This is a genomic window from Lentzea californiensis, from assembly GCF_024648825.1.
GTDB classification, from domain to species: Bacteria; Actinomycetota; Actinomycetes; order Mycobacteriales; family Pseudonocardiaceae; genus Lentzea; species Lentzea californiensis.
Genome location: NZ_JANBBE010000001.1, coordinates 684,844 through 701,049, shown reverse-complemented (window position 1 = coordinate 701,049; position 16,206 = coordinate 684,844). Strand labels below are relative to the sequence as shown.

Sequence of the window (16,206 nt, the reverse complement as noted above, 5' to 3'; positions counted from 1 at the left end):
CATGAGCGCGATGGACGAAGTCGCGGCGCTGCCCGGCGGCGCGGAACTGGCCGCGCTCGCGGACAAGGTCGAGACCGCACAACCCCAGGCAGTGCGCGACATCGCGAACCGCTGGAAGCAGGCCGCGGGCAAGTGCGGCGACCAGACGAACGTCCTGCAGCGGTCCGTCACGCAGCTCGACGGCGCCTGGGAAGGCAAGTCCGCCGACGGTTTCGTCGCCTACATGGCCAACGTCACGAAGTGCGGCACCTCGATGGCCGAAGCGCTCACCAACGCCGCGACCGACCTGGAGGCGGCCGCGAACGCGTTGGAAACCGCGAAGACCTCGATGAGCCGAATCTGCGAGAACCTCCTGAGCCGCGCCCGCCAAACGCGCCAGCAGCTCCACAACCAGCCGCAGGAAGACGTCGACAGCATCATCCGCGGCTACTGCGCCGAAGCCGCCAGCGACGCCCAACCCGTTGTCTCCCAAGCGGAAAGCGCGGTGAACGCCGCGGCCGGCACCCTGAAGTCCCGGTCCGGCGCGCTGACCCCGAAGTTCTCGTCGCTCGAGGATCCGAACACCCAGGCGTTCACCCCGGCTCCCGGCAAGCCCGTCGAGTGGGCCCCGACGCCACCGCCGGACGAGTCGACCAAGGCTTCGTCCACATCGGACCCGCGGCCCGCGCCCGCCACCCCGTCGAACAACGGCGGTGGAGGTGGAGGCGGCGGTGCTTCCGGTGGTGGAGGGGGCGGAGGTGAGGGCGGCGGCGCGGGCGGCCTCGGCTCCAGCGGCGGCCCGCCCTCGGGCAGCCCGCCTCCCGGCAACGTCGAGGAGTGGATCCGCGAGGCCATCAAGATCCTCCAAGCTGCCGGGATCCCGGTCACCGAGGAGAACATCGACGAGATCTGGAAGATCATCGAAAAGGAGTCGAGCGGCAACCCGCACGCGATCAACCTCTGGGATTCCAACGCCCAGGCGGGAACGCCCTCCAAGGGCCTCATGCAGTGCATCGACTCGACGTTCAACGCGCACAAGCTGCCCGGCCACGGCGACATCTGGAATCCGGTGGACAACATCGTCGCCGGCGTCCGCTACACGTTCTCGCGCTACGGCGGCTTCGAAGGCCACCCAGGCCTGAAGGCGATGTCCCAGGGTGGCGGTTACCAAGGGTATTAGCCCGCTCGATCGGGTGAGCTTTGTCCGGAATCCGGCACTTCTTCGTCAGGTATCTCGTGACGGAGATGTGCTGAATTCGAGTTATCCACACCCACGCGGGTAGCGAATGTCCTGAAACACTGTTATCTGCGCCCGCATATTGCGGAAGCGCGGGGGTTGCGACCGAAGGTGCTGCGCCGAGAGACGCCGAGAGCCGACGTTGTGGAAGCTGACCGTGGGTGCTGAGGCAGCGAGCGCGAACCTGGCAGGCGTGAGGTGCGAAACGGGCAGAGGTGAGGCGGGGTAGCGGCCGGTTAGCCTGGCGGCATGCTGACCGTGGCTGCCCGCGCCGACGTCCCGCCCTTCCACGTCATGGACGTGCTGTCCGCCGCCGCGCAGAGGCAGCGAACGCACGGCGACGTGATCTCCCTGGCCGCCGGTCAGCCGTCGAGTCCCGCGCCGCGGCCGGTGCGGGAGGCCGCCGCGCGGGCTCTGGACGAGCACGCGCTGGGCTACACCGAGCAGCTCGGCATTCCGGAGCTGCGCACGGCCATCGCCGGGCACTACAAGCGGCAGTACGACCTCGACGTGTCGGCGGACGACGTGGTGGTGACCACGGGGTCGTCGGGGGCTTTCACGCTGGCGTTCCTGGCGGCCTTCGACGCGGGTGACCGGGTGGCGCTGGCGCGGCCGGGGTATCCGGCCTACCGGAACATCCTCAAGGCGCTGGGGTGTGAGGTCGTCGAGTTGCCGTGCGGGCCGGAGACGCGGTTCCAGCCCACGGTCGAGATGCTCGATCCCGGGCTCAAGGGCGTGATCGTGGCCAGCCCCGCCAACCCGACCGGGACCGTGGCCGACGTCGAGCCGATCGCGGCCTGGTGCGCGGCCAACGGGGTTCAGCTGATCAGCGACGAGATCTACCACGGGATCAGCTACGGCGAGCCGTTGAAGTGCGCCTGGGAGACGTCGCGGGACGCGATCGTCGTCAACTCGTTCTCCAAGGCGTTCGCGATGACCGGGTGGCGGCTCGGGTGGATGTTGCTGCCCGAGCGGTTGCGGAGGGCCGTGGACTGCCTGACCGGCAACTTCACGCTTTGTCCCCCCGCGTTGGCGCAGTACGCGGCGGTCGAGGCCTTTCACGAGGACGCGTACGCGGAGACGGCCGAGCACCTCAAGCGGTACAAGGCGAACCGGGACCTGCTGCTCGAAGGACTCACCGACCTCGGCATCGACAAGCTCGCGCCGGCTGACGGGGCGTTCTACGTGTACGCGGACGTCCGGCATCTGACGGACGACTCGATGGGGTTCTGCAAGAAGCTGCTCGACGAGACCGGGGTCGCGATCGTGCCCGGGATCGACTTCGACCCCGTGGACGGGCACCACTTCGTGCGGATGTCGTTCGCGGGCGCCACGCAGGACGTCGAGGAGGCCCTGCGACGGCTGAAGGCCTGGCTCTGATCCGGGAGACCTACGAGGTCCAAGAGCAACAAATCCGGGCGGACGGACGTTCACAGGGAGAGGAACGGGAGGTCCTATGTGGGCGATCATCGGGTGGCTGGTGGCGATCTGGATCGTGCTGGCCGTCGTCGGGGCCGTGGTGAAAGGCCTTTTCTGGCTCGCTGTGATTGGGGGACTACTCCTCGCAGGCACCGCGGCATACGGTGCGATCAAATCCAAGCGCTGAACACTGGATTAATGTGAACGCACCGCTCACCATGAGGCGGTGTTGTTAGCCAACGAGGCCCGCCTCGAGCGGTGGGAGCGAAAGGTCGAGTGGCCGTTGACGGCACTCGCCGTGGTGTTCCTCGCCGCCTACGCGTGGCAGGTTCTCGATGATCACGGGACGATGCACTTCGTCCTGGAGATCGTGTTGTGGCTGGTCTGGGGCGTGTTCGCGGCCGATTTCGTCACCAGGATCACGCTGGCGCAGAACAAGCTGAAGTTCTTGAAAACGCACATATTCGATCTTCTGGCAGTGGTTCTGCCGATGGTGCGGCAGCTCAGGGTGTTGCGGCTGATCACGGTGATCACGCTGTTGAACAAGAAGTTCCAGCACAAGATCAGGCAACGCGTCGGCATTTACGTCGCGGGCGTGACGGTGATCGTCGTGTTCTGTGCGAGCCTCGCCGTGCTGGACGCGGAAAGGCACGCGGAGAACGCCAGCATCACCACGTTCGGTGACGCGCTGTGGTGGACGCTGACCACCATGTCGACGGTCGGGTACGGCGACCACTACCCCGTCACGGGTGAGGGGCGGCTCGTCGCCGGGTTGTTGATGGTCGGCGGCATCGCGTTGCTCGGTGTCATCACCGGCACGATCGCCAGCTGGCTGGTGGAGAAACTGCGCGGTGTCGAGGAAGCTGAGCTCGAGACCGCGCAGGAACTCCGGAACCTAAGGGCGGAGATCGCCGAACTCCGCAAGGAGCTCAACGCGCGCAGCGGAGGCTGACGTCCACAGCCGCGCGTCCCAGCCTGCCGCCAACGCACCGTCCACATTGGATTGACGGTCGTCGAAGAAGATCACGTCCGACGAACCGAGCACGGACGACGTGTGCTCCCAGATCGCCGCGTCCGGCTTCGCGCAGCCGATGTCACCGGAGAAGACCATGTGCCGGAAGTGCTTGGCCCACGACACCTTCTCGGCCAGCCGTCCCAACGTCGACGGCGCGTTCGACAGCAACGCGAGCGGCACACCGAGTGCTGCCAGGTCCTCGATCAGCGCGACGGTCTCCAGCACCGGGTCGTCGAGCCAGCCCGCGTTGTCCATGGCGGTCAGTTCGCGGACCAGGGCGTCGTCGAGGCCTGCTCCGAGCGAGGAAGCGACCCGCCCCCAGTAGTCGGAGTCCGATCCGCCGCGGTCGTAGGCGTCGCGGTCCCAGTACGCGGTCTCGAAAACCTCCAGCGTCACCCCGAGCTTCGCCGCCATGGCGGGCCGAGCCGGGTTCCGCTGGCTGATCACCTCGCCGAAGTCGAACACGATCCAGCGCATCTCAGATGTCCTCTCGCAGCCGGCGCAGCACCTCGGCGACGTCGGACGAGTCCACGTCGCCGTGCGTCACGAACCGGACCTTGCCCGACATGGGGCTGGCGAAGACCCCGACGTCACGCAAGGACAACAGTGTCTTCTCCAGGTCGGGCACCGACGCCAGCACGATGTTCGTGGAGGGCTCCTCCACCTCCCAGCCCAGCGCCCTCAACCCGGAAGCCAATCCATTGGCATTGGAATGATCGGTCGCCAGGCGGTCGATCCGGTCGAGAGCCACTAGACCCGCGGCTGCGAGCACACCGCCCTGCCGGACGCCGCCGCCCAGCATCTTCCGGACGCGACGGGCCTCCACGACGAACGACGCGGAGCCGGCCACGACCGATCCGACCGGCGCGCCGAGCCCCTTCGACAGGCACACCTGAACGGTGTCGACCCCGGCCGTCAGCGAGGTCAGCGGCACCCCGAGGGCGACGGACGCGTTCCACAGCCGCGCGCCGTCGAGGTGCACGGCCAGGCCGATCGAGCGGGCGGCGGCGACCAGAGCGGCGTGCTCGTCGGCGGAGGTCACCGTGCCGCCCGAAGCGTTGTGCGTGTTCTCCAGGCACAACAGCGTGGTGCGCAGCCCGTAGTAAGGAGACTCACCACCGCCGGCGGCGATCACGGCCTCTGGAGTCACGACCGGCAACGCGTGCGGCATCCCGCCGGCCAGCCACGCGGCGGTGCCGAGTTCGGCGTCCAGCACGTGCGCGCCCAGCGGGGCCAGGAACCGGTCACCGCGCTGGAGGTGCACGAACAGGGCGATCAGGTTGCCCATGGAACCGGAGGGGACCCAGAGCGCGGCTTCGACACCGAGCAACCCGGCGACCCGTTCCTCCAGGGCGGCCATGGTCGGGTCGTGGTCCAGCACGTCGTCGCCGACCTCGGCCGCCGCCATGGCGCGGCGCATGGCCTCATCGGGCTGGGTGACGGTGTCCGAGCGCAGGTCAATGGGGGTCACAGGCTCGATCACATCACATCAGGTGAACGACCGAGGGGGTGATGTAGCTCTCGCCGGTGGTTCGTGCAACCGTTGGTGCCTCAGTTTCCGTCCAGTCAGTGCAACTCGAGGAACGAGCGGAGAGCGTCCGCGTGGATCAGCGCGACGAGCAGGAGTTCGCGGAGTACTTCGTGGCTCGCCGTGAGGCTGTGCGCCGAACGGCATACCTGCTGTGCGGTGACTGGCACCGCGCTGACGACTTCGCGCAGACGGCCTTCGTGGCGGTGCACAGGAGGTGGCGGAAGATCCGGGACAAGCAGGCCCTCGACGCCTACGTCCGACGTACCGTCGTGCGTGCGGTGATCGACGAGTCACGCCGTCCGTGGCGACGCGAGAAGTTCACCGACGAGATGCCGGAGTCACCGACGACGGACAACGAGATCGGTGAAACCGTCGCGACGCGCGAAGCGTTGATGAAGGGTCTGCGCAGAGTTCCGCCCAGGCAACGGGCGGTGCTCGTGCTGAGGTTCCTCGAGGGCCTCGACGTCACGGCCACGGCCGAGGCGCTGAAGTGCTCGGAAGGAACTGTGAAGAGTCAGACCGCCCGAGGGCTCGCCGCACTGCGGGAAGCTCTGGGCGACGCCATCGACGACCTGCGACCGGCGTCGTGACCAGCGAGAGGAGGACGTAGATGGACGAGCAGAAGCTCGCGGACCTGTTCCGCGACGCGGCACACGACGCACCACCGGCGTCCTTCGACGCGGGCGACGTCCGGCAGGCCTCGCGCCGCGCCACGCTGAAGCGGCGCAACTCGATCGCGGCCGGCACCACCCTCGTCGTCGTGCTCGGCTTCGGCGGGGTTTTCGCCGCCAACGGCTGGGTAGGCCAGGACACGAAGACTTCGAACAGCGCGGGTTCTGGGCAGAAGCAGGACAACGCGGCAGAATCTCCGATGACTCCCCTGGAGGCGCAACCGCCCACGAACTTCGCCGGTGAAAGCAAGTCCACGCAGGGGGACGCGCAGACGCCGGGAAGCACCGGTCTCACGACCGGTGAAAGCGCAGTGCAGGGCTGTGCAGGTGTGGACCGAGAGCTCGCCGACGCCCTCGCCGTCGAGCTTTCGGTTCCACCGGACGACGCGGTGCCACCATCGCTGACCTGCTCGCCCGACTCGCGCTCGGCCGCGTTCAAGATCGGCGGGCTGACCGTCACCGCGATCGTCACGCCGCAGTCGTTCGAGGCGCCCGCTGGTGCGGAGAAGCTGAGAACCGCCAAGGGGCAGGACCTCTACGTGTTCACCCAGGGCGACGGCGAGCTGAAAGGGCAGGCCAAGCGGTTCGCGGACGCACTGGCCCCCAAGTTCTGATCGTTCGCCCAGTACCCTGGCTCGACTATGACGGCAGCAACTCCCAAGGGTGAGCGCAGGCGGCAGGCGCTCGTGGAGGCCGCGTCCGGCCTGTTCTCGGAGGGCGGGTTCGACGCGGTCAGGCACCGCGCGGTCGCCGAACGCGCAGGTCTGCCGCTCGCGTCGACCACGTACTACTTCGACTCGCTGGACGAGCTGATCACCGCGGCCGTCGAGTTCCACGGCCGCAGCGAACTCTCGAGCTTCCGGCAACGGCTCTCGTCGCTCCCGGAGCAGATGACCGACGACGTGCTCGTCGAGTTCATGCTCGACCTGCTCGTCGGCGAGGACGCGACCGACATGGAGGCCGTCCTGCTGCGCTACGAACGCCTCGTCGCGACCGGCCGCCGCCCCTACCTGCGGCCGTTGATGCGCGCGCTGTCGACCGAACTGCGCGAGCTGATCGCCGACGTGTTCGCCCGCTCAGGTCGTGACATCGACAGCGACCGGGTCGAGGAGCTGATCGCGCTGGTCGACGGTTCCGTGGTCAACTCGTTCATCGAGCTCAAGTCGGATCCGCGCGGGGTGGCGGCCAGGATGCTCCGTTCGGCCCTTTCGCGTCACGCGTGATGCAACCCCGCGTTCCTCCGATGCGTTCCCCTGGTTGAGGACGCGAGAGGGGAACGCATGCGCAAGGCCGACGAACAGGGCTTTCGCGAATTCGCGGCAGCCAATGCCGCGTCTTTGCGACGTACTGCGTACCTCTTCTGTGGCGACTGGCACACAGCGGAAGACCTGATGCAGTCGAGCCTCATGAAGATGTACCTGGCGTGGAAGCGCATCAAGGACCTGGACAACCTGATCGCCTACGCCCGCAAGGTCCTGCTGCGCACCTGGCTGGACGAGAAGCGCAGGCCGTGGCGCAGAGCCGAGCAACGCGACGGGGAACTGCCCGACGCCGCGGACGCCACCGTGGACCCGGACACGACCAGCGCCAAGCTGTGGGCACGTGAGCTGGTGCACACCGCTCTGCTGCAGGTGCCGCCGCGTCAACGGGCGGCGCTCGTGCTGCGTTATTTCGAAGACCTTTCGGTGGCCGAAGTGGCAGTGGCCATGGGGTGCACCGAAGGAACGGTCAAGAGCCAGACGGCGCGTGGTCTCGCGACGCTGCGCACCATCGTGGAGAAGCTCGACAGCAGTTCGGGGAGGGTCGCGTCGTGAGTGAGCAGGAGATCCGCGAGGGAATGCTGCTGGCCGTCTGGGACGAGCCGCCGCTCGACTTCGACCCCGACACCCTGATCAAGCGGGTCGAGCAGAAAAAAAGTCGCCGACGAGCGCTGGTCGCTGTGGGCGTGGCTACGGCGGTGATCGCCGTGGCGTCGTTCTCGCTGCCCGGCCTGCTGCCCCGCGACAGGGACACCCAGCTGGGCGCCGACACCAGGACGAACACGTCCGCGCCACCGAGCGAGTCCGCCGAGAAGAGGGCCCAGCGCATCGGCGACAAGCTCGTGGAGTCGCTCGGCGTCCGGATGACGAACTTCAAGGAGCTCTACGCGTCGTTCTCCCCCGGCCGGAACCCCGCCTACCCGCCGTACCAGACGAAGGCGCCGGAGTGGAAGCAGGACGAGACGGACTACGCGGGCTACCTGTACCTGACCGACGCCATCGGGCCGACCGCGTTGCAGGTGAGGGTCTCCAAGAAGGCGTTCTCCAAGAACGGCTTCTGCGGCGGGTCGGCGGCGTGCCAGGAGGTCGAGCAGAAGGACGGGTCCGTCGTCCACACGGTCGAGCAGCTGTGGGACTCCCCCCAGGTCCAGCAGGCCGCTGTCGCGCGCGAGTTCGACAGCGGGCTCGTCGTGGAGATCACCGCCTACGCGTACAACCCCTCGAACGGCAACGGGCAGCGCGAGACCGTCCCGGTACGCGTGGGGGTGCTCACAGAGCTGGTCACGGAGCCCGGCATCAACTGGGAGTGAGTCCCGTGTGCACTAATCTGAGGGCGTGACGAAGCCCCGCATCGCCAACGTCCTCGCAGGTCGGTACGCCTCCACGTCGCTCGCGACGCTCTGGTCGGCCGAGCACAAGATCGTGCTGGAGCGCCAGCTGTGGCTCGCGGTCCTGCGGGCACAGGCCGCCGCGGGCATCGACGTTCCGGCCACGGCGGTCGCGGACTACGAGCGCGTGCTGGAGCAGGTCGACCTGGAGTCGATCGCGGCGCGCGAGCGCGTCACCCGGCACGACGTGAAGGCGCGCATCGAGGAGTTCAACGCGCTCGCGGGCCACGAGCAGGTCCACAAGGGAATGACCTCGCGCGACCTGACCGAGAACGTCGAGCAGCTGCAGGTGCTGCGGTCGCTGGAGCTGATCCGTTCCAAGGTCGCCGCCGTCCTCGGCCGGCTCGCACGCCTCGCGGCCGAGCACTCCGACCTCGTCATGGCGGGCCGTTCGCACAACGTGGCCGCGCAGGCCACGACGCTGGGCAAGCGCTTCGCGACGGGCGCGGACGAGCTGCTGGTGGCGTTCAGCAGGCTCGGCGAACTGATCGCGCGCTACCCGTTGCGCGGCATCAAGGGCCCCGTCGGCACGGCCCAGGACATGCTCGACCTGCTCGGCACCCCCGAGAAGCTGCAGGAACTGGAGCAGACGGTCGCGGGCCACCTCGGCTTCGAGCGCGTGCTCACGAGCGTCGGCCAGGTCTACCCGCGCTCGCTGGACTTCGACGTCGTCTCGACGCTCGTGCAGCTCGCCGCGGCTCCGTCGTCGGTGGCGAAGACGATCAGGCTCATGGCGGGCCACGAGCTGGTCACCGAGGGCTTCAAGCCCGGCCAGGTCGGATCCAGCGCCATGCCGCACAAGATGAACACCCGCTCGTGCGAGCGCGTGAACGGCTTCGCGGTGATCCTGCGCGGCTACCTGTCGATGGTCGGCGAGCTCGCCGGCGACCAGTGGAACGAGGGCGACGTGTCGTGCTCGGTCGTCCGCCGGGTCGCGCTGCCGGACGCGTTCTTCGCGTTCGACGGGCTGCTGGAGACGTTCCTGACGGTGCTCGACGAGTTCGGCGCCTACCCGGCCGTCGTCGCCCGTGAGCTGGACCGCTACCTGCCGTTCCTCGGCACCACGAAGGTGCTGATGGCGGCCGTGCGCGCCGGTGTCGGCCGCGAGACCGCGCACGAGGCCATCAAGGAGAACGCGGTGGCCGTCGCGCTGGCGATGCGCGAGCAGGGCCTGGCGCAGAACGACCTGCTGGACCGGCTCGCCGCCGACTCCCGCCTGCCGCTCGACCGCGCCGCCCTGGACGCGCTGCTGGCCGACCGCCTGTCGTTCACCGGGGTGGCGTCGGCGCAGGTCGCGTCCATCGTGGAGCAGGTCGCCGCGGTCGTCGACAAGTACCCGGTCTACGAGCCGGAGCCGATCCTGTGATCGTGTCCGACCTGGTCGTCTACCCCGTCAAGGGATGCGCCGGGTACTCCGTCGCGTCCTCGGCCGTGGAGCCGACGGGGCTGCGCGACGACCGGATGATGATGCTGGTCGACGACGACGGCTTGTTCCTGTCGCAGCGCAAGGTCCCGGAGATGGCCGCGCTGCGTCCGTCCATCGAGGACTCGGTGCTGTCGATCGGCGGCGAATCGTTCCCGGTCGTCGCTGACGGGCCGCGGGTGCCGGTGGTCGTGCACGTCTGGCACGGCACCGGGATCGACCAGGGTGACGCGGCCGCCGCGTACTTCTCCGACGCGCTCGGCAGGTCCGTGCGCCTCGTGCGGACGCCGCCGGAGATCCACCGGGAGACGACGGGCGAGACCACCGGGGTCATCGGATATGCCGACGGCAACGCGTTGCTGGTGCTCTCGCTGTCCTCATTGGACGGGTTGAACGAACGCATCCTGGAGCGTGGCGGCGATCCGGTGCCGATGAACCGCTTCCGCCCCAACGTGGTGGTGTCCGGCTGGCCGGAACCGCACACGGAGGACCGGGTGCGGCGTGCGGCGATCGGTGACGTGGAACTGGCCTACGCCAAGGACTGCGTGCGTTGTGCGGTACCGATGGTCGACCAGGGGACCGGGCTGAAGAACGGTCCGGAGCCGATTCGTTCGCTGGCGACCTACCGCCGTGACCCCGACGGCGGCGTCACGTTCGGGATGAAGGCGCAGGTCGTGCGCACCGGCACGATCAGTGTCGGTGACAAGATCGACGTGCTGGAGTGGCGCGCCTAGGCCTTCTGCCAGCGCAACCTGTCGCCGCGCTGGGGATCCTTGCGGCACACCAGTTTCTCGCCGATCAGACCGATACCGCTGGCACCTTCGGGATCGCATCGCGCGCCCTCGTTGACCAGGAGTCCCTGCTGCGGGGGCTCGGTGGTCGTCGGCTGCTGTGCGGGCGGAGGCTGCTGGGCCGGTGGCGGTTTCGGTTGCGTCGTCCTCGTCGTCGTGGTGGTGGTCGTCGCCTCGGAGGACGACCCCTTCACCGTGATGTCGGCGACGTCCGGAGTCGGCACGATGGTCACCGGCTGGGGCGTGCTCGCGTTGAGCGAACCTCCTGAGGCAGGAGACGAAATGGGGCTGGAGTCGAAGCTCCACCCGGCCACGCCCAGCACGATGAGCAGTCCCAAGCTTGCCAAAGCCGGGATCCACAGGGCCTTTCTAGGGAGCACGGGTGCACCTTAAGCTTCTTTTCCCTTGATCTGTAGTGGTGGCGGGGTGTACGTCGGTTTCAGGACAAGGCCACGTAGGCTCACCGGCGTGCCTACGCTCGCTGACTACCAGCACGTCGCCCGCGGCAAGGTTCGCGATCTGTACGACGTGGACGACGAGCTGTTGTTGTTCGTCGCGTCCGACCGCATCTCGGCGTACGACCACATCCTGAGCTCGGAGATCCCCGACAAGGGACGCGTGCTCACCGCGATGAGCGTGTTCTGGTTCGAGCGGCTCACCCCGAACCACCTGGTCGCGTTCGACGACCCGCGCATCCCCGCCGAGGTCCGCGGCCGCGCGTTGCTGGTGCGCAAGCTGCAGATGGTCGACGTCGAGTGCGTGGCGCGCGGGTACCTGACGGGCTCCGGCATGGCCGACTACACCGCGACCGGTGCGGTGTGCGGGATCGAGCTGCCGGCCGGGCTGGTCGAGGCGTCCGAACTGGAGCCGCCGATCTTCACGCCCGCGTCGAAGGCCGAGATCGGTGCGCACGACGAGAACGTGTCGTTCGAGGTCATCGCCGAGAAGCACGGTGTCGAGCTGGCGTCGAAGCTGCGCGACCGCACGATCGAGCTCTACAGCGAGGCGCGCGCGTACGCGTTGACGCGTGGCCTGATCCTGGCGGACACGAAGTTCGAGTTCGGGCTGGACGCCTCGGGTGAGCTGATCCTCGCGGACGAGGTGTTCACGCCGGACTCCTCGCGCTACTGGCCGGCCGAGGGCTACGAGCCCGGCCGCGTGCAGCCGTCGTTCGACAAGCAGTTCGTGCGCGACTGGCTGACGTCCTCCGCGTCCGGCTGGGACCGGAAGTCGGACGTTCCGCCGCCCGCACTGCCTGCCGACGTCATCGAGGCGACCCGTCAGCGGTACGTCGAGGCGTACGAACGGCTCACTGGCCGGTCCTTCGCTGACTGGCTCGCGTGAGTTAGCTCCGCTTTCACGCGGATGTCACCACGGCGTGGGGCACTCATACCGTGCACTCACAGCTCGTGGTCTCCCTGTCCGGCATCGGTCCGCAGACACTCGACCGATGCGCTGATCTCGCCGCGGCCCTTGATCCGCGGCAGGTGCCGTTGTCGCTGCTCGTAGCACCTCGCGAGCTCGGCAAGGCACAGGAATGGGTGCGGCACCGCACCTCGCTCGGCGATGCCGTCGTGCTGCACGGCCTCGGCCAACGGCGGCTACCGGCCTATGAAGCCGGGTTGTTGTTGATGGGCGCGCGTCTGCAGATGGACGCCATCGGGCTCAGCGCCGACACGTTCGCGCCACGGCGTTGCGTGGCGTCGTCCGGCACGTTGATCGCGCTGGCCAAGCACCGGTTCCTCCGCTGCGCCGACGCGCACGCCGTGCGCGAGGTCGGCAGCGGACTGGCGACCCTCGGTCGCCTGCACGCGTTGACCGAACGCACCAGCTTCGGTGAGCTGCGGTCGCTGGCGCTGGTCTACGCGGCGGCCAGGTCCGCACGCCGCGGCGGGCTGACCCGGATCACCGTCGATGCCCGTGACCTGCACCGTCCTGGTGCGCGACAGGCCGTGCTCGACGCCGTGGACATCGCACTCGCCCACGACGCCGCGCCGACCACGTACGTCAGACTGCCGTCTCCTCGCCTGGCGTCAGCGGCCTGACCTCGGTGCCCTCCGGCTTGAGCATCTCGAAGAGCCGGTGGGCCATCTGCGGGCTCGCGAGCGTCTTCTCGTGGATCGGCACGGCGACACGCGGCTTCACGGCGCGCATGAAGTCGACCGCCTCGCCGGTGCGCATCCACGGCGCGCCGGCGGGCAGGCCGAGCACGTCGACGTCCTCGTCCGGCACGAACAGCGAGTCGCCGGGGTGGTAGAACGCGCCGTCACCGACCACGTAGCCGGCGTTCGGCACGATCGGGATGTCCTCGTGGATCATCGCGTGCTGCCCGCCGACGACCCGGACAGTCGTGTCGCCGATCTTGAACGTGTCACCCGGCCGGGCGACTGTCGCGTTCTCGACGCTGGGCGCGGTGCCCTCGTCGACGACGAGCTGCGCCCGCGGGTTGGCCTTGAGCAGGGCGGGCAGCCTCTCGGCGTCGACGTGGTCGAAGTGCTGGTGCGTGACCAGCACCGCGTCCAGGTCCTCCAGACCCTCGAACCCGGCGGAGAACGTGCCGGGATCGATCAGGATCCGCGTCGACCCGGTGTCCAGCAGCGCGCAGGCATGACCGAAATGGACAAGTTGCACGGAATCCTCCATTAACCGACGTTCGGCGGGCTGACACGGTCAGGTGACGTCGGAAGTATCAAATGGCATGAGGAAAACCCTGCAACTCCTCACGGCACTGGCGCTTGCCCTGCCGATGACGTCCATCGTCCCTGCTACCACCACCTCTACACCCGCCGAGGCCGCGTCGCCGCAGACGCAGCAGATCGGAACTGAGGAATCGGTCTCAGTCCGCGTGGGTGGCGCGAATCGTTCGACGGTGATCGAACGACCGGGGTCCGGATACGTGAAGCTGCATTTCACGGACCTGCGGATCCTGCCAGGTGACGTGCTCACGGTGTCGAGCCCTGACGGCACCGAGAAGTACACGTACACGAGAGACCTGAAGGCCTCGCTGACCGCCACGCCCGACGCGTCGGGCTTCTGGGCCATGTCGATCACGGGCGACCGTGCCGTGGTGTCGGTGACGAACCCGCTGTCGCGCGTCCGGGTCGACAAGCTCACGCGTGGCTACACCGAGGCCGAGATGTCCTCGCAGCCGTCCGTGCAGAGCATCTGCGGCACGAACGACTACAAGGACGCGGTCTGCTACCAGTCCAGCAACCCGACCGAGTGGGGCAAGACCGCGTCCGTGGCGAAGCTGCTGCGCAACGGCAGTTCGCTGTGCACGGCGTGGCGGGTCGGCCCCAACAACCGCATGCTGACCAACGAACACTGCTTCACCAGCACCAGCGGCATCGAGGTGTGGTTCAACTACCAGTGCCCGACCTGCGGCGGCACCGCTACCGCCACGGTCACGAAGGTGCTGGCAGCACAGGTCCTGAAGTACAGCGCTGCGCTGGACTACACCCTCTTCACCGTGAACAACTTCGCGGCCATCAGCTCGTTCGGTTACCTCGAACTGGACGCGCGCGTTCCGGCCGTGGGTGAGGAGATGTACATCGTCGGCCACCCGGCCGGGAAGCTGAAGAAGTTGTCGTTGCGCGACAACAACAACGGCGGCGGCTACTGCGTCGTGCGTGCGGTGCGCGTGAACGGCAGCTCGTCGCAGTCCGACATCAGCTACATGTGCGACACCGAAGGCGGCTCGTCCGGCTCACCCGTGCTGTCGAGGCGCACGCACAAGGTGATCGGGCTCCACCACTTCGGCGGCTGCCCGAACCAGGGCGTGCGCATCGACCTCGTCGCCGCGCAGATCAACTCACTGCTGTGAGGATTTCCTGCTCTTCCTGCTGAGTGAGTCCGGCCTTGCGGGGCCGGTCCAGCCCGAGGCCGCGCTCGTACTCCAGCGAGTCGAGCGCGGTCTCGGCCAGCGGCCTGACCCGCAGCCCGTTCGCCAGCGCGTTGCTGACGTCGCGGCCGACCATCTTGGCCCACTCCTGCGGCAGCCACAGCGGCAGCGACCGGGGCCCGGCCCACGGGTTGACCCCGAGCTCCTTGAGCACGCTCTCCTTGACCGGAACGAGCTGCGTTCCGGGCTGCGCCGTCGCGCCGGCGATCTCGCCGATGGCCATCTGGAACGGCATGACCGGCCCGGTCGAGTCGTACGTGCCGGTGACCCGCTCCTCGGCCGCGAACACGATCCACTGCGCCAGGTCCCGTGCGTCGATGTGCTGGAACCCCAGGTCAGGGCTGTCCGGCACGACCACCCGTCCGCCCTGCGCCATCCGCGCGGGCCAGTACCCGAACCTGTCGCTGGGGTCGTCGGGCCCGGTGATGAGCCCGGCCCTGACGATGAACTCCCGGCTCGCCACGGCCTCGCGCACCGCGATCTCACTGGCCACCTTGACGCTGCCGTACCGCTCGGCCGTGAACTCCTCGGCCGGGTCGTCCTCCAGCGGCGGCAACAGCTCGTCACTGCCCGTCGAGTGGTCCGCGTAGACCGAGATGCTGGACACGAACGTCCAGTGCGGCGTCGTCGACCCGAACGCCTCCAGCGCGTCCCGAACCCAGTTCACCGAGTACTTCGACACGTCGACCACCGAGTCGAACTGCTCACCGGCCAACGCGTCGAACGCACCGGGTTTGTTCCTGTCGACCGGGATCAGACGCGCGCCGTCCGGCACGCCACCCGAGGCGCCGCGGGCCGCGCACACCACTTCGTGGCCCCGCCGGACCGCCTCTGCCGTGATGGCCTTGCTGAGGAACACGGTTCCGCCGAGCACGAGGATCTTCATGATCTCCAGCATCCGTCCGATCGGGCTCGGCTGCCAGTGGTCTCGCTTTGGGCGAAATAGCTTGGTGGAATAGGTCCAATATGCGATCGTTCGGTCCCGATCGGTTGCAGTTGCTGAACTGCTGGCCGCAGCTGGCCGATGAACGTTTCGTGAGTGTGCACGCCCTCGTTGACGAGTCTCGGCGCAACGACACGTACCTGCTGGCGGTGGCCCTGGTGTCGCCCGGCCAGTTGACCAAGCTGCGCAAGATGTTGATGAGGCTGCGCATGCCGAACCAACGCGAGTTGCACTTCAAGAAGGAGACCCCTGCTCGGCGCAAGCAGATCCTGTCCGCTTTGGCGCCGGCCGTGGTCCACGTCGACATCTACCTCGCCTGCTGTCGCAAAGGCGAGGAGCGGGCAAGGCAGACCTGCGTTGCCCGGCTGACACGACGTCCTGAAGGTCGGCGTCACGCGGCTGGTGTTCGACAGCCGGGAGGTTCGCGACGACCACGACCTGCTGACCATCCGCACGACCCTCGGCAAGTCCTCGTGGGGCACGGGCTTGTTCTACGAGCACCTGCCCAGCGAGAACGATCCGTTGTTATGGATCCCGGACATCGTCGCTTGGTGCTACGGCGCTGGCGGCGACTGGCTGCGCCGGGTTCAACCGCTGATGGGCAACGTCATCGACACGAGGTTGCCCTAAAAAGCGCGAAGCACGGCGG

20 protein-coding genes are annotated in these 16,206 nt (G+C 68.1%); 15 read left to right on the top strand and 5 right to left on the bottom strand.

Annotated elements, in window-relative coordinates:
- The first annotated feature begins 1 nt into the window (after position 1).
- The 4 genes from LX88_RS03770 to LX88_RS03755 all read left to right on the top strand — a co-directional run bounded on the left by LX88_RS03770 (position 2) and on the right by LX88_RS03755 (position 3,587).
- Positions 2–1,159, top strand: a complete 1,158-nt coding sequence (locus LX88_RS03770; RefSeq protein WP_372511167.1) for a transglycosylase SLT domain-containing protein — start codon at positions 2–4, stop codon at positions 1,157–1,159.
- Between the two features lie 306 nt (positions 1,160–1,465).
- Entirely contained in the window at positions 1,466–2,596 is a 1,131-nt protein-coding gene (locus LX88_RS03765) for a pyridoxal phosphate-dependent aminotransferase (RefSeq protein WP_258946441.1), read from the top strand.
- Positions 2,597–2,672: 76 nt separating this feature from the next.
- Positions 2,673–2,822: a hypothetical protein gene (locus LX88_RS03760; protein ID WP_166049133.1), complete on the top strand. Its 150-nt coding sequence runs from the start codon at positions 2,673–2,675 to the stop codon at positions 2,820–2,822.
- Between the two features lie 39 nt (positions 2,823–2,861).
- Positions 2,862–3,587: a potassium channel family protein gene (locus tag LX88_RS03755; protein WP_258946440.1), complete on the top strand. Its 726-nt coding sequence runs from the start codon at positions 2,862–2,864 to the stop codon at positions 3,585–3,587.
- Here LX88_RS03755 and LX88_RS03750 read toward each other — a convergent pair.
- Together LX88_RS03750 and LX88_RS03745 are read right to left on the bottom strand one after the other, a co-directional pair.
- Positions 3,531–4,127 carry an HAD-IA family hydrolase gene (locus LX88_RS03750; RefSeq protein ID WP_258946439.1) on the bottom strand — a complete coding sequence of 199 codons (597 nt, stop codon included), beginning with the start codon at positions 4,125–4,127 and terminating at the stop codon, positions 3,531–3,533. The two genes, LX88_RS03755 and LX88_RS03750, sit on opposite strands and share 57 nt — an antisense overlap.
- A 1-nt stretch (position 4,128) precedes the next feature.
- Positions 4,129–5,070: a threonine aldolase family protein gene (locus LX88_RS03745; RefSeq protein WP_372511247.1), complete on the bottom strand. Its 942-nt coding sequence runs from the start codon at positions 5,068–5,070 to the stop codon at positions 4,129–4,131.
- Positions 5,071–5,252: 182 nt separating this feature from the next.
- On the opposite strand from LX88_RS03745, the gene LX88_RS03740 reads away from it, so the two are divergent.
- Genes LX88_RS03740 through LX88_RS03710 form a run of 7 tightly spaced genes read left to right on the top strand, consistent with a single transcriptional unit; the run spans position 5,253 to position 10,656 of the window.
- Positions 5,253–5,771, top strand: coding sequence for a SigE family RNA polymerase sigma factor (locus tag LX88_RS03740; RefSeq protein ID WP_258947597.1), 519 nt, complete (start codon positions 5,253–5,255; stop codon positions 5,769–5,771).
- A 20-nt stretch (positions 5,772–5,791) separates the two neighbouring features.
- The gene (locus LX88_RS03735; protein ID WP_258946438.1) at positions 5,792–6,466 is read left to right on the top strand and encodes a hypothetical protein; all 675 of its coding nucleotides are present in this window, start codon (positions 5,792–5,794) and stop codon (positions 6,464–6,466) included.
- A gap of 27 nt (positions 6,467–6,493) precedes the next feature.
- Positions 6,494–7,075 (top strand): TetR/AcrR family transcriptional regulator, encoded by a 582-nt coding sequence (locus LX88_RS03730; RefSeq protein WP_258946437.1) that lies wholly within the window; start codon positions 6,494–6,496, stop codon positions 7,073–7,075.
- Between the two features lie 57 nt (positions 7,076–7,132).
- Complete coding sequence (locus LX88_RS03725) at positions 7,133–7,666, top strand: SigE family RNA polymerase sigma factor (protein ID WP_090066141.1); 534 nt, start codon at positions 7,133–7,135, stop codon at positions 7,664–7,666.
- Positions 7,663–8,421 carry a hypothetical protein gene (locus tag LX88_RS03720; protein ID WP_258946436.1) on the top strand — a complete coding sequence of 253 codons (759 nt, stop codon included), beginning with the start codon at positions 7,663–7,665 and terminating at the stop codon, positions 8,419–8,421. Before LX88_RS03725 ends, LX88_RS03720 begins: the two co-directional genes overlap by 4 nt.
- A 25-nt stretch (positions 8,422–8,446) precedes the next feature.
- Positions 8,447–9,865 carry an adenylosuccinate lyase gene (gene purB, locus LX88_RS03715; protein ID WP_258946435.1) on the top strand — a complete coding sequence of 473 codons (1,419 nt, stop codon included), beginning with the start codon at positions 8,447–8,449 and terminating at the stop codon, positions 9,863–9,865.
- A 2-nt stretch (positions 9,866–9,867) separates the two neighbouring features.
- Positions 9,868–10,656 carry an MOSC domain-containing protein gene (locus LX88_RS03710; protein ID WP_258946434.1) on the top strand — a complete coding sequence of 263 codons (789 nt, stop codon included), beginning with the start codon at positions 9,868–9,870 and terminating at the stop codon, positions 10,654–10,656.
- Here LX88_RS03710 and LX88_RS03705 read toward each other — a convergent pair.
- Positions 10,653–11,093 (bottom strand): hypothetical protein, encoded by a 441-nt coding sequence (locus LX88_RS03705; protein WP_258946433.1) that lies wholly within the window; start codon positions 11,091–11,093, stop codon positions 10,653–10,655. The two genes, LX88_RS03710 and LX88_RS03705, sit on opposite strands and share 4 nt — an antisense overlap.
- 88 nt (positions 11,094–11,181) lie before the next feature.
- Between LX88_RS03705 and LX88_RS03700 the strand changes: the two genes are divergently transcribed.
- Together LX88_RS03700 and LX88_RS03695 are read left to right on the top strand one after the other, a co-directional pair.
- Positions 11,182–12,057: a phosphoribosylaminoimidazolesuccinocarboxamide synthase gene (locus LX88_RS03700; protein WP_258946432.1), complete on the top strand. Its 876-nt coding sequence runs from the start codon at positions 11,182–11,184 to the stop codon at positions 12,055–12,057.
- A gap of 50 nt (positions 12,058–12,107) precedes the next feature.
- On the top strand, positions 12,108–12,758 hold the full coding sequence (locus tag LX88_RS03695; protein WP_258946431.1) for a DUF2334 domain-containing protein: 651 nt from the start codon (positions 12,108–12,110) through the stop codon (positions 12,756–12,758).
- Here LX88_RS03695 and LX88_RS03690 read toward each other — a convergent pair.
- Complete coding sequence (locus LX88_RS03690) at positions 12,721–13,344, bottom strand: MBL fold metallo-hydrolase (protein ID WP_258946430.1); 624 nt, start codon at positions 13,342–13,344, stop codon at positions 12,721–12,723. The two genes, LX88_RS03695 and LX88_RS03690, sit on opposite strands and share 38 nt — an antisense overlap.
- A 265-nt stretch (positions 13,345–13,609) precedes the next feature.
- Here LX88_RS03690 and LX88_RS03685 point away from each other — a divergent pair, with 265 nt between their 5' ends.
- The gene (locus tag LX88_RS03685) at positions 13,610–14,536 is read left to right on the top strand and encodes a trypsin-like serine peptidase (protein WP_258946429.1); all 927 of its coding nucleotides are present in this window, start codon (positions 13,610–13,612) and stop codon (positions 14,534–14,536) included.
- Here LX88_RS03685 and LX88_RS03680 read toward each other — a convergent pair.
- Entirely contained in the window at positions 14,520–15,500 is a 981-nt protein-coding gene (locus LX88_RS03680) for an NAD-dependent epimerase/dehydratase family protein (protein WP_258946428.1), read from the bottom strand. The genes LX88_RS03685 and LX88_RS03680 overlap by 17 nt on opposite strands.
- A 459-nt stretch (positions 15,501–15,959) precedes the next feature.
- Between LX88_RS03680 and LX88_RS03675 the strand changes: the two genes are divergently transcribed.
- Positions 15,960–16,187: a hypothetical protein gene (locus tag LX88_RS03675; protein WP_258946427.1), complete on the top strand. Its 228-nt coding sequence runs from the start codon at positions 15,960–15,962 to the stop codon at positions 16,185–16,187.
- Positions 16,188–16,206 lie beyond the last annotated feature (19 nt).

Bases quoted from the DNA above. Each gene is read 5' to 3' on its own strand.
- LX88_RS03770 (WP_372511167.1), top strand. From the start codon at position 2: ATGAGCGCGATGGACGAAGTCGCGGCGCTGCCCGGCGGCGCGGAACTG.
- LX88_RS03765 (WP_258946441.1), top strand. From the start codon at position 1,466: ATGCTGACCGTGGCTGCCCGCGCCGACGTCCCGCCCTTCCACGTCATG.
- LX88_RS03760 (WP_166049133.1), top strand. From the start codon at position 2,673: ATGTGGGCGATCATCGGGTGGCTGGTGGCGATCTGGATCGTGCTGGCC.
- LX88_RS03750 (WP_258946439.1), bottom strand. From the start codon at position 4,127: ATGCGCTGGATCGTGTTCGACTTCGGCGAGGTGATCAGCCAGCGGAAC.
- LX88_RS03745 (WP_372511247.1), bottom strand. From the start codon at position 5,070: ATGCGCCGCGCCATGGCGGCGGCCGAGGTCGGCGACGACGTGCTGGAC.
- LX88_RS03735 (WP_258946438.1), top strand. From the start codon at position 5,792: ATGGACGAGCAGAAGCTCGCGGACCTGTTCCGCGACGCGGCACACGAC.
- LX88_RS03730 (WP_258946437.1), top strand. From the start codon at position 6,494: ATGACGGCAGCAACTCCCAAGGGTGAGCGCAGGCGGCAGGCGCTCGTG.
- LX88_RS03725 (WP_090066141.1), top strand. From the start codon at position 7,133: ATGCGCAAGGCCGACGAACAGGGCTTTCGCGAATTCGCGGCAGCCAAT.
- LX88_RS03680 (WP_258946428.1), bottom strand. From the start codon at position 15,500: ATGAAGATCCTCGTGCTCGGCGGAACCGTGTTCCTCAGCAAGGCCATC.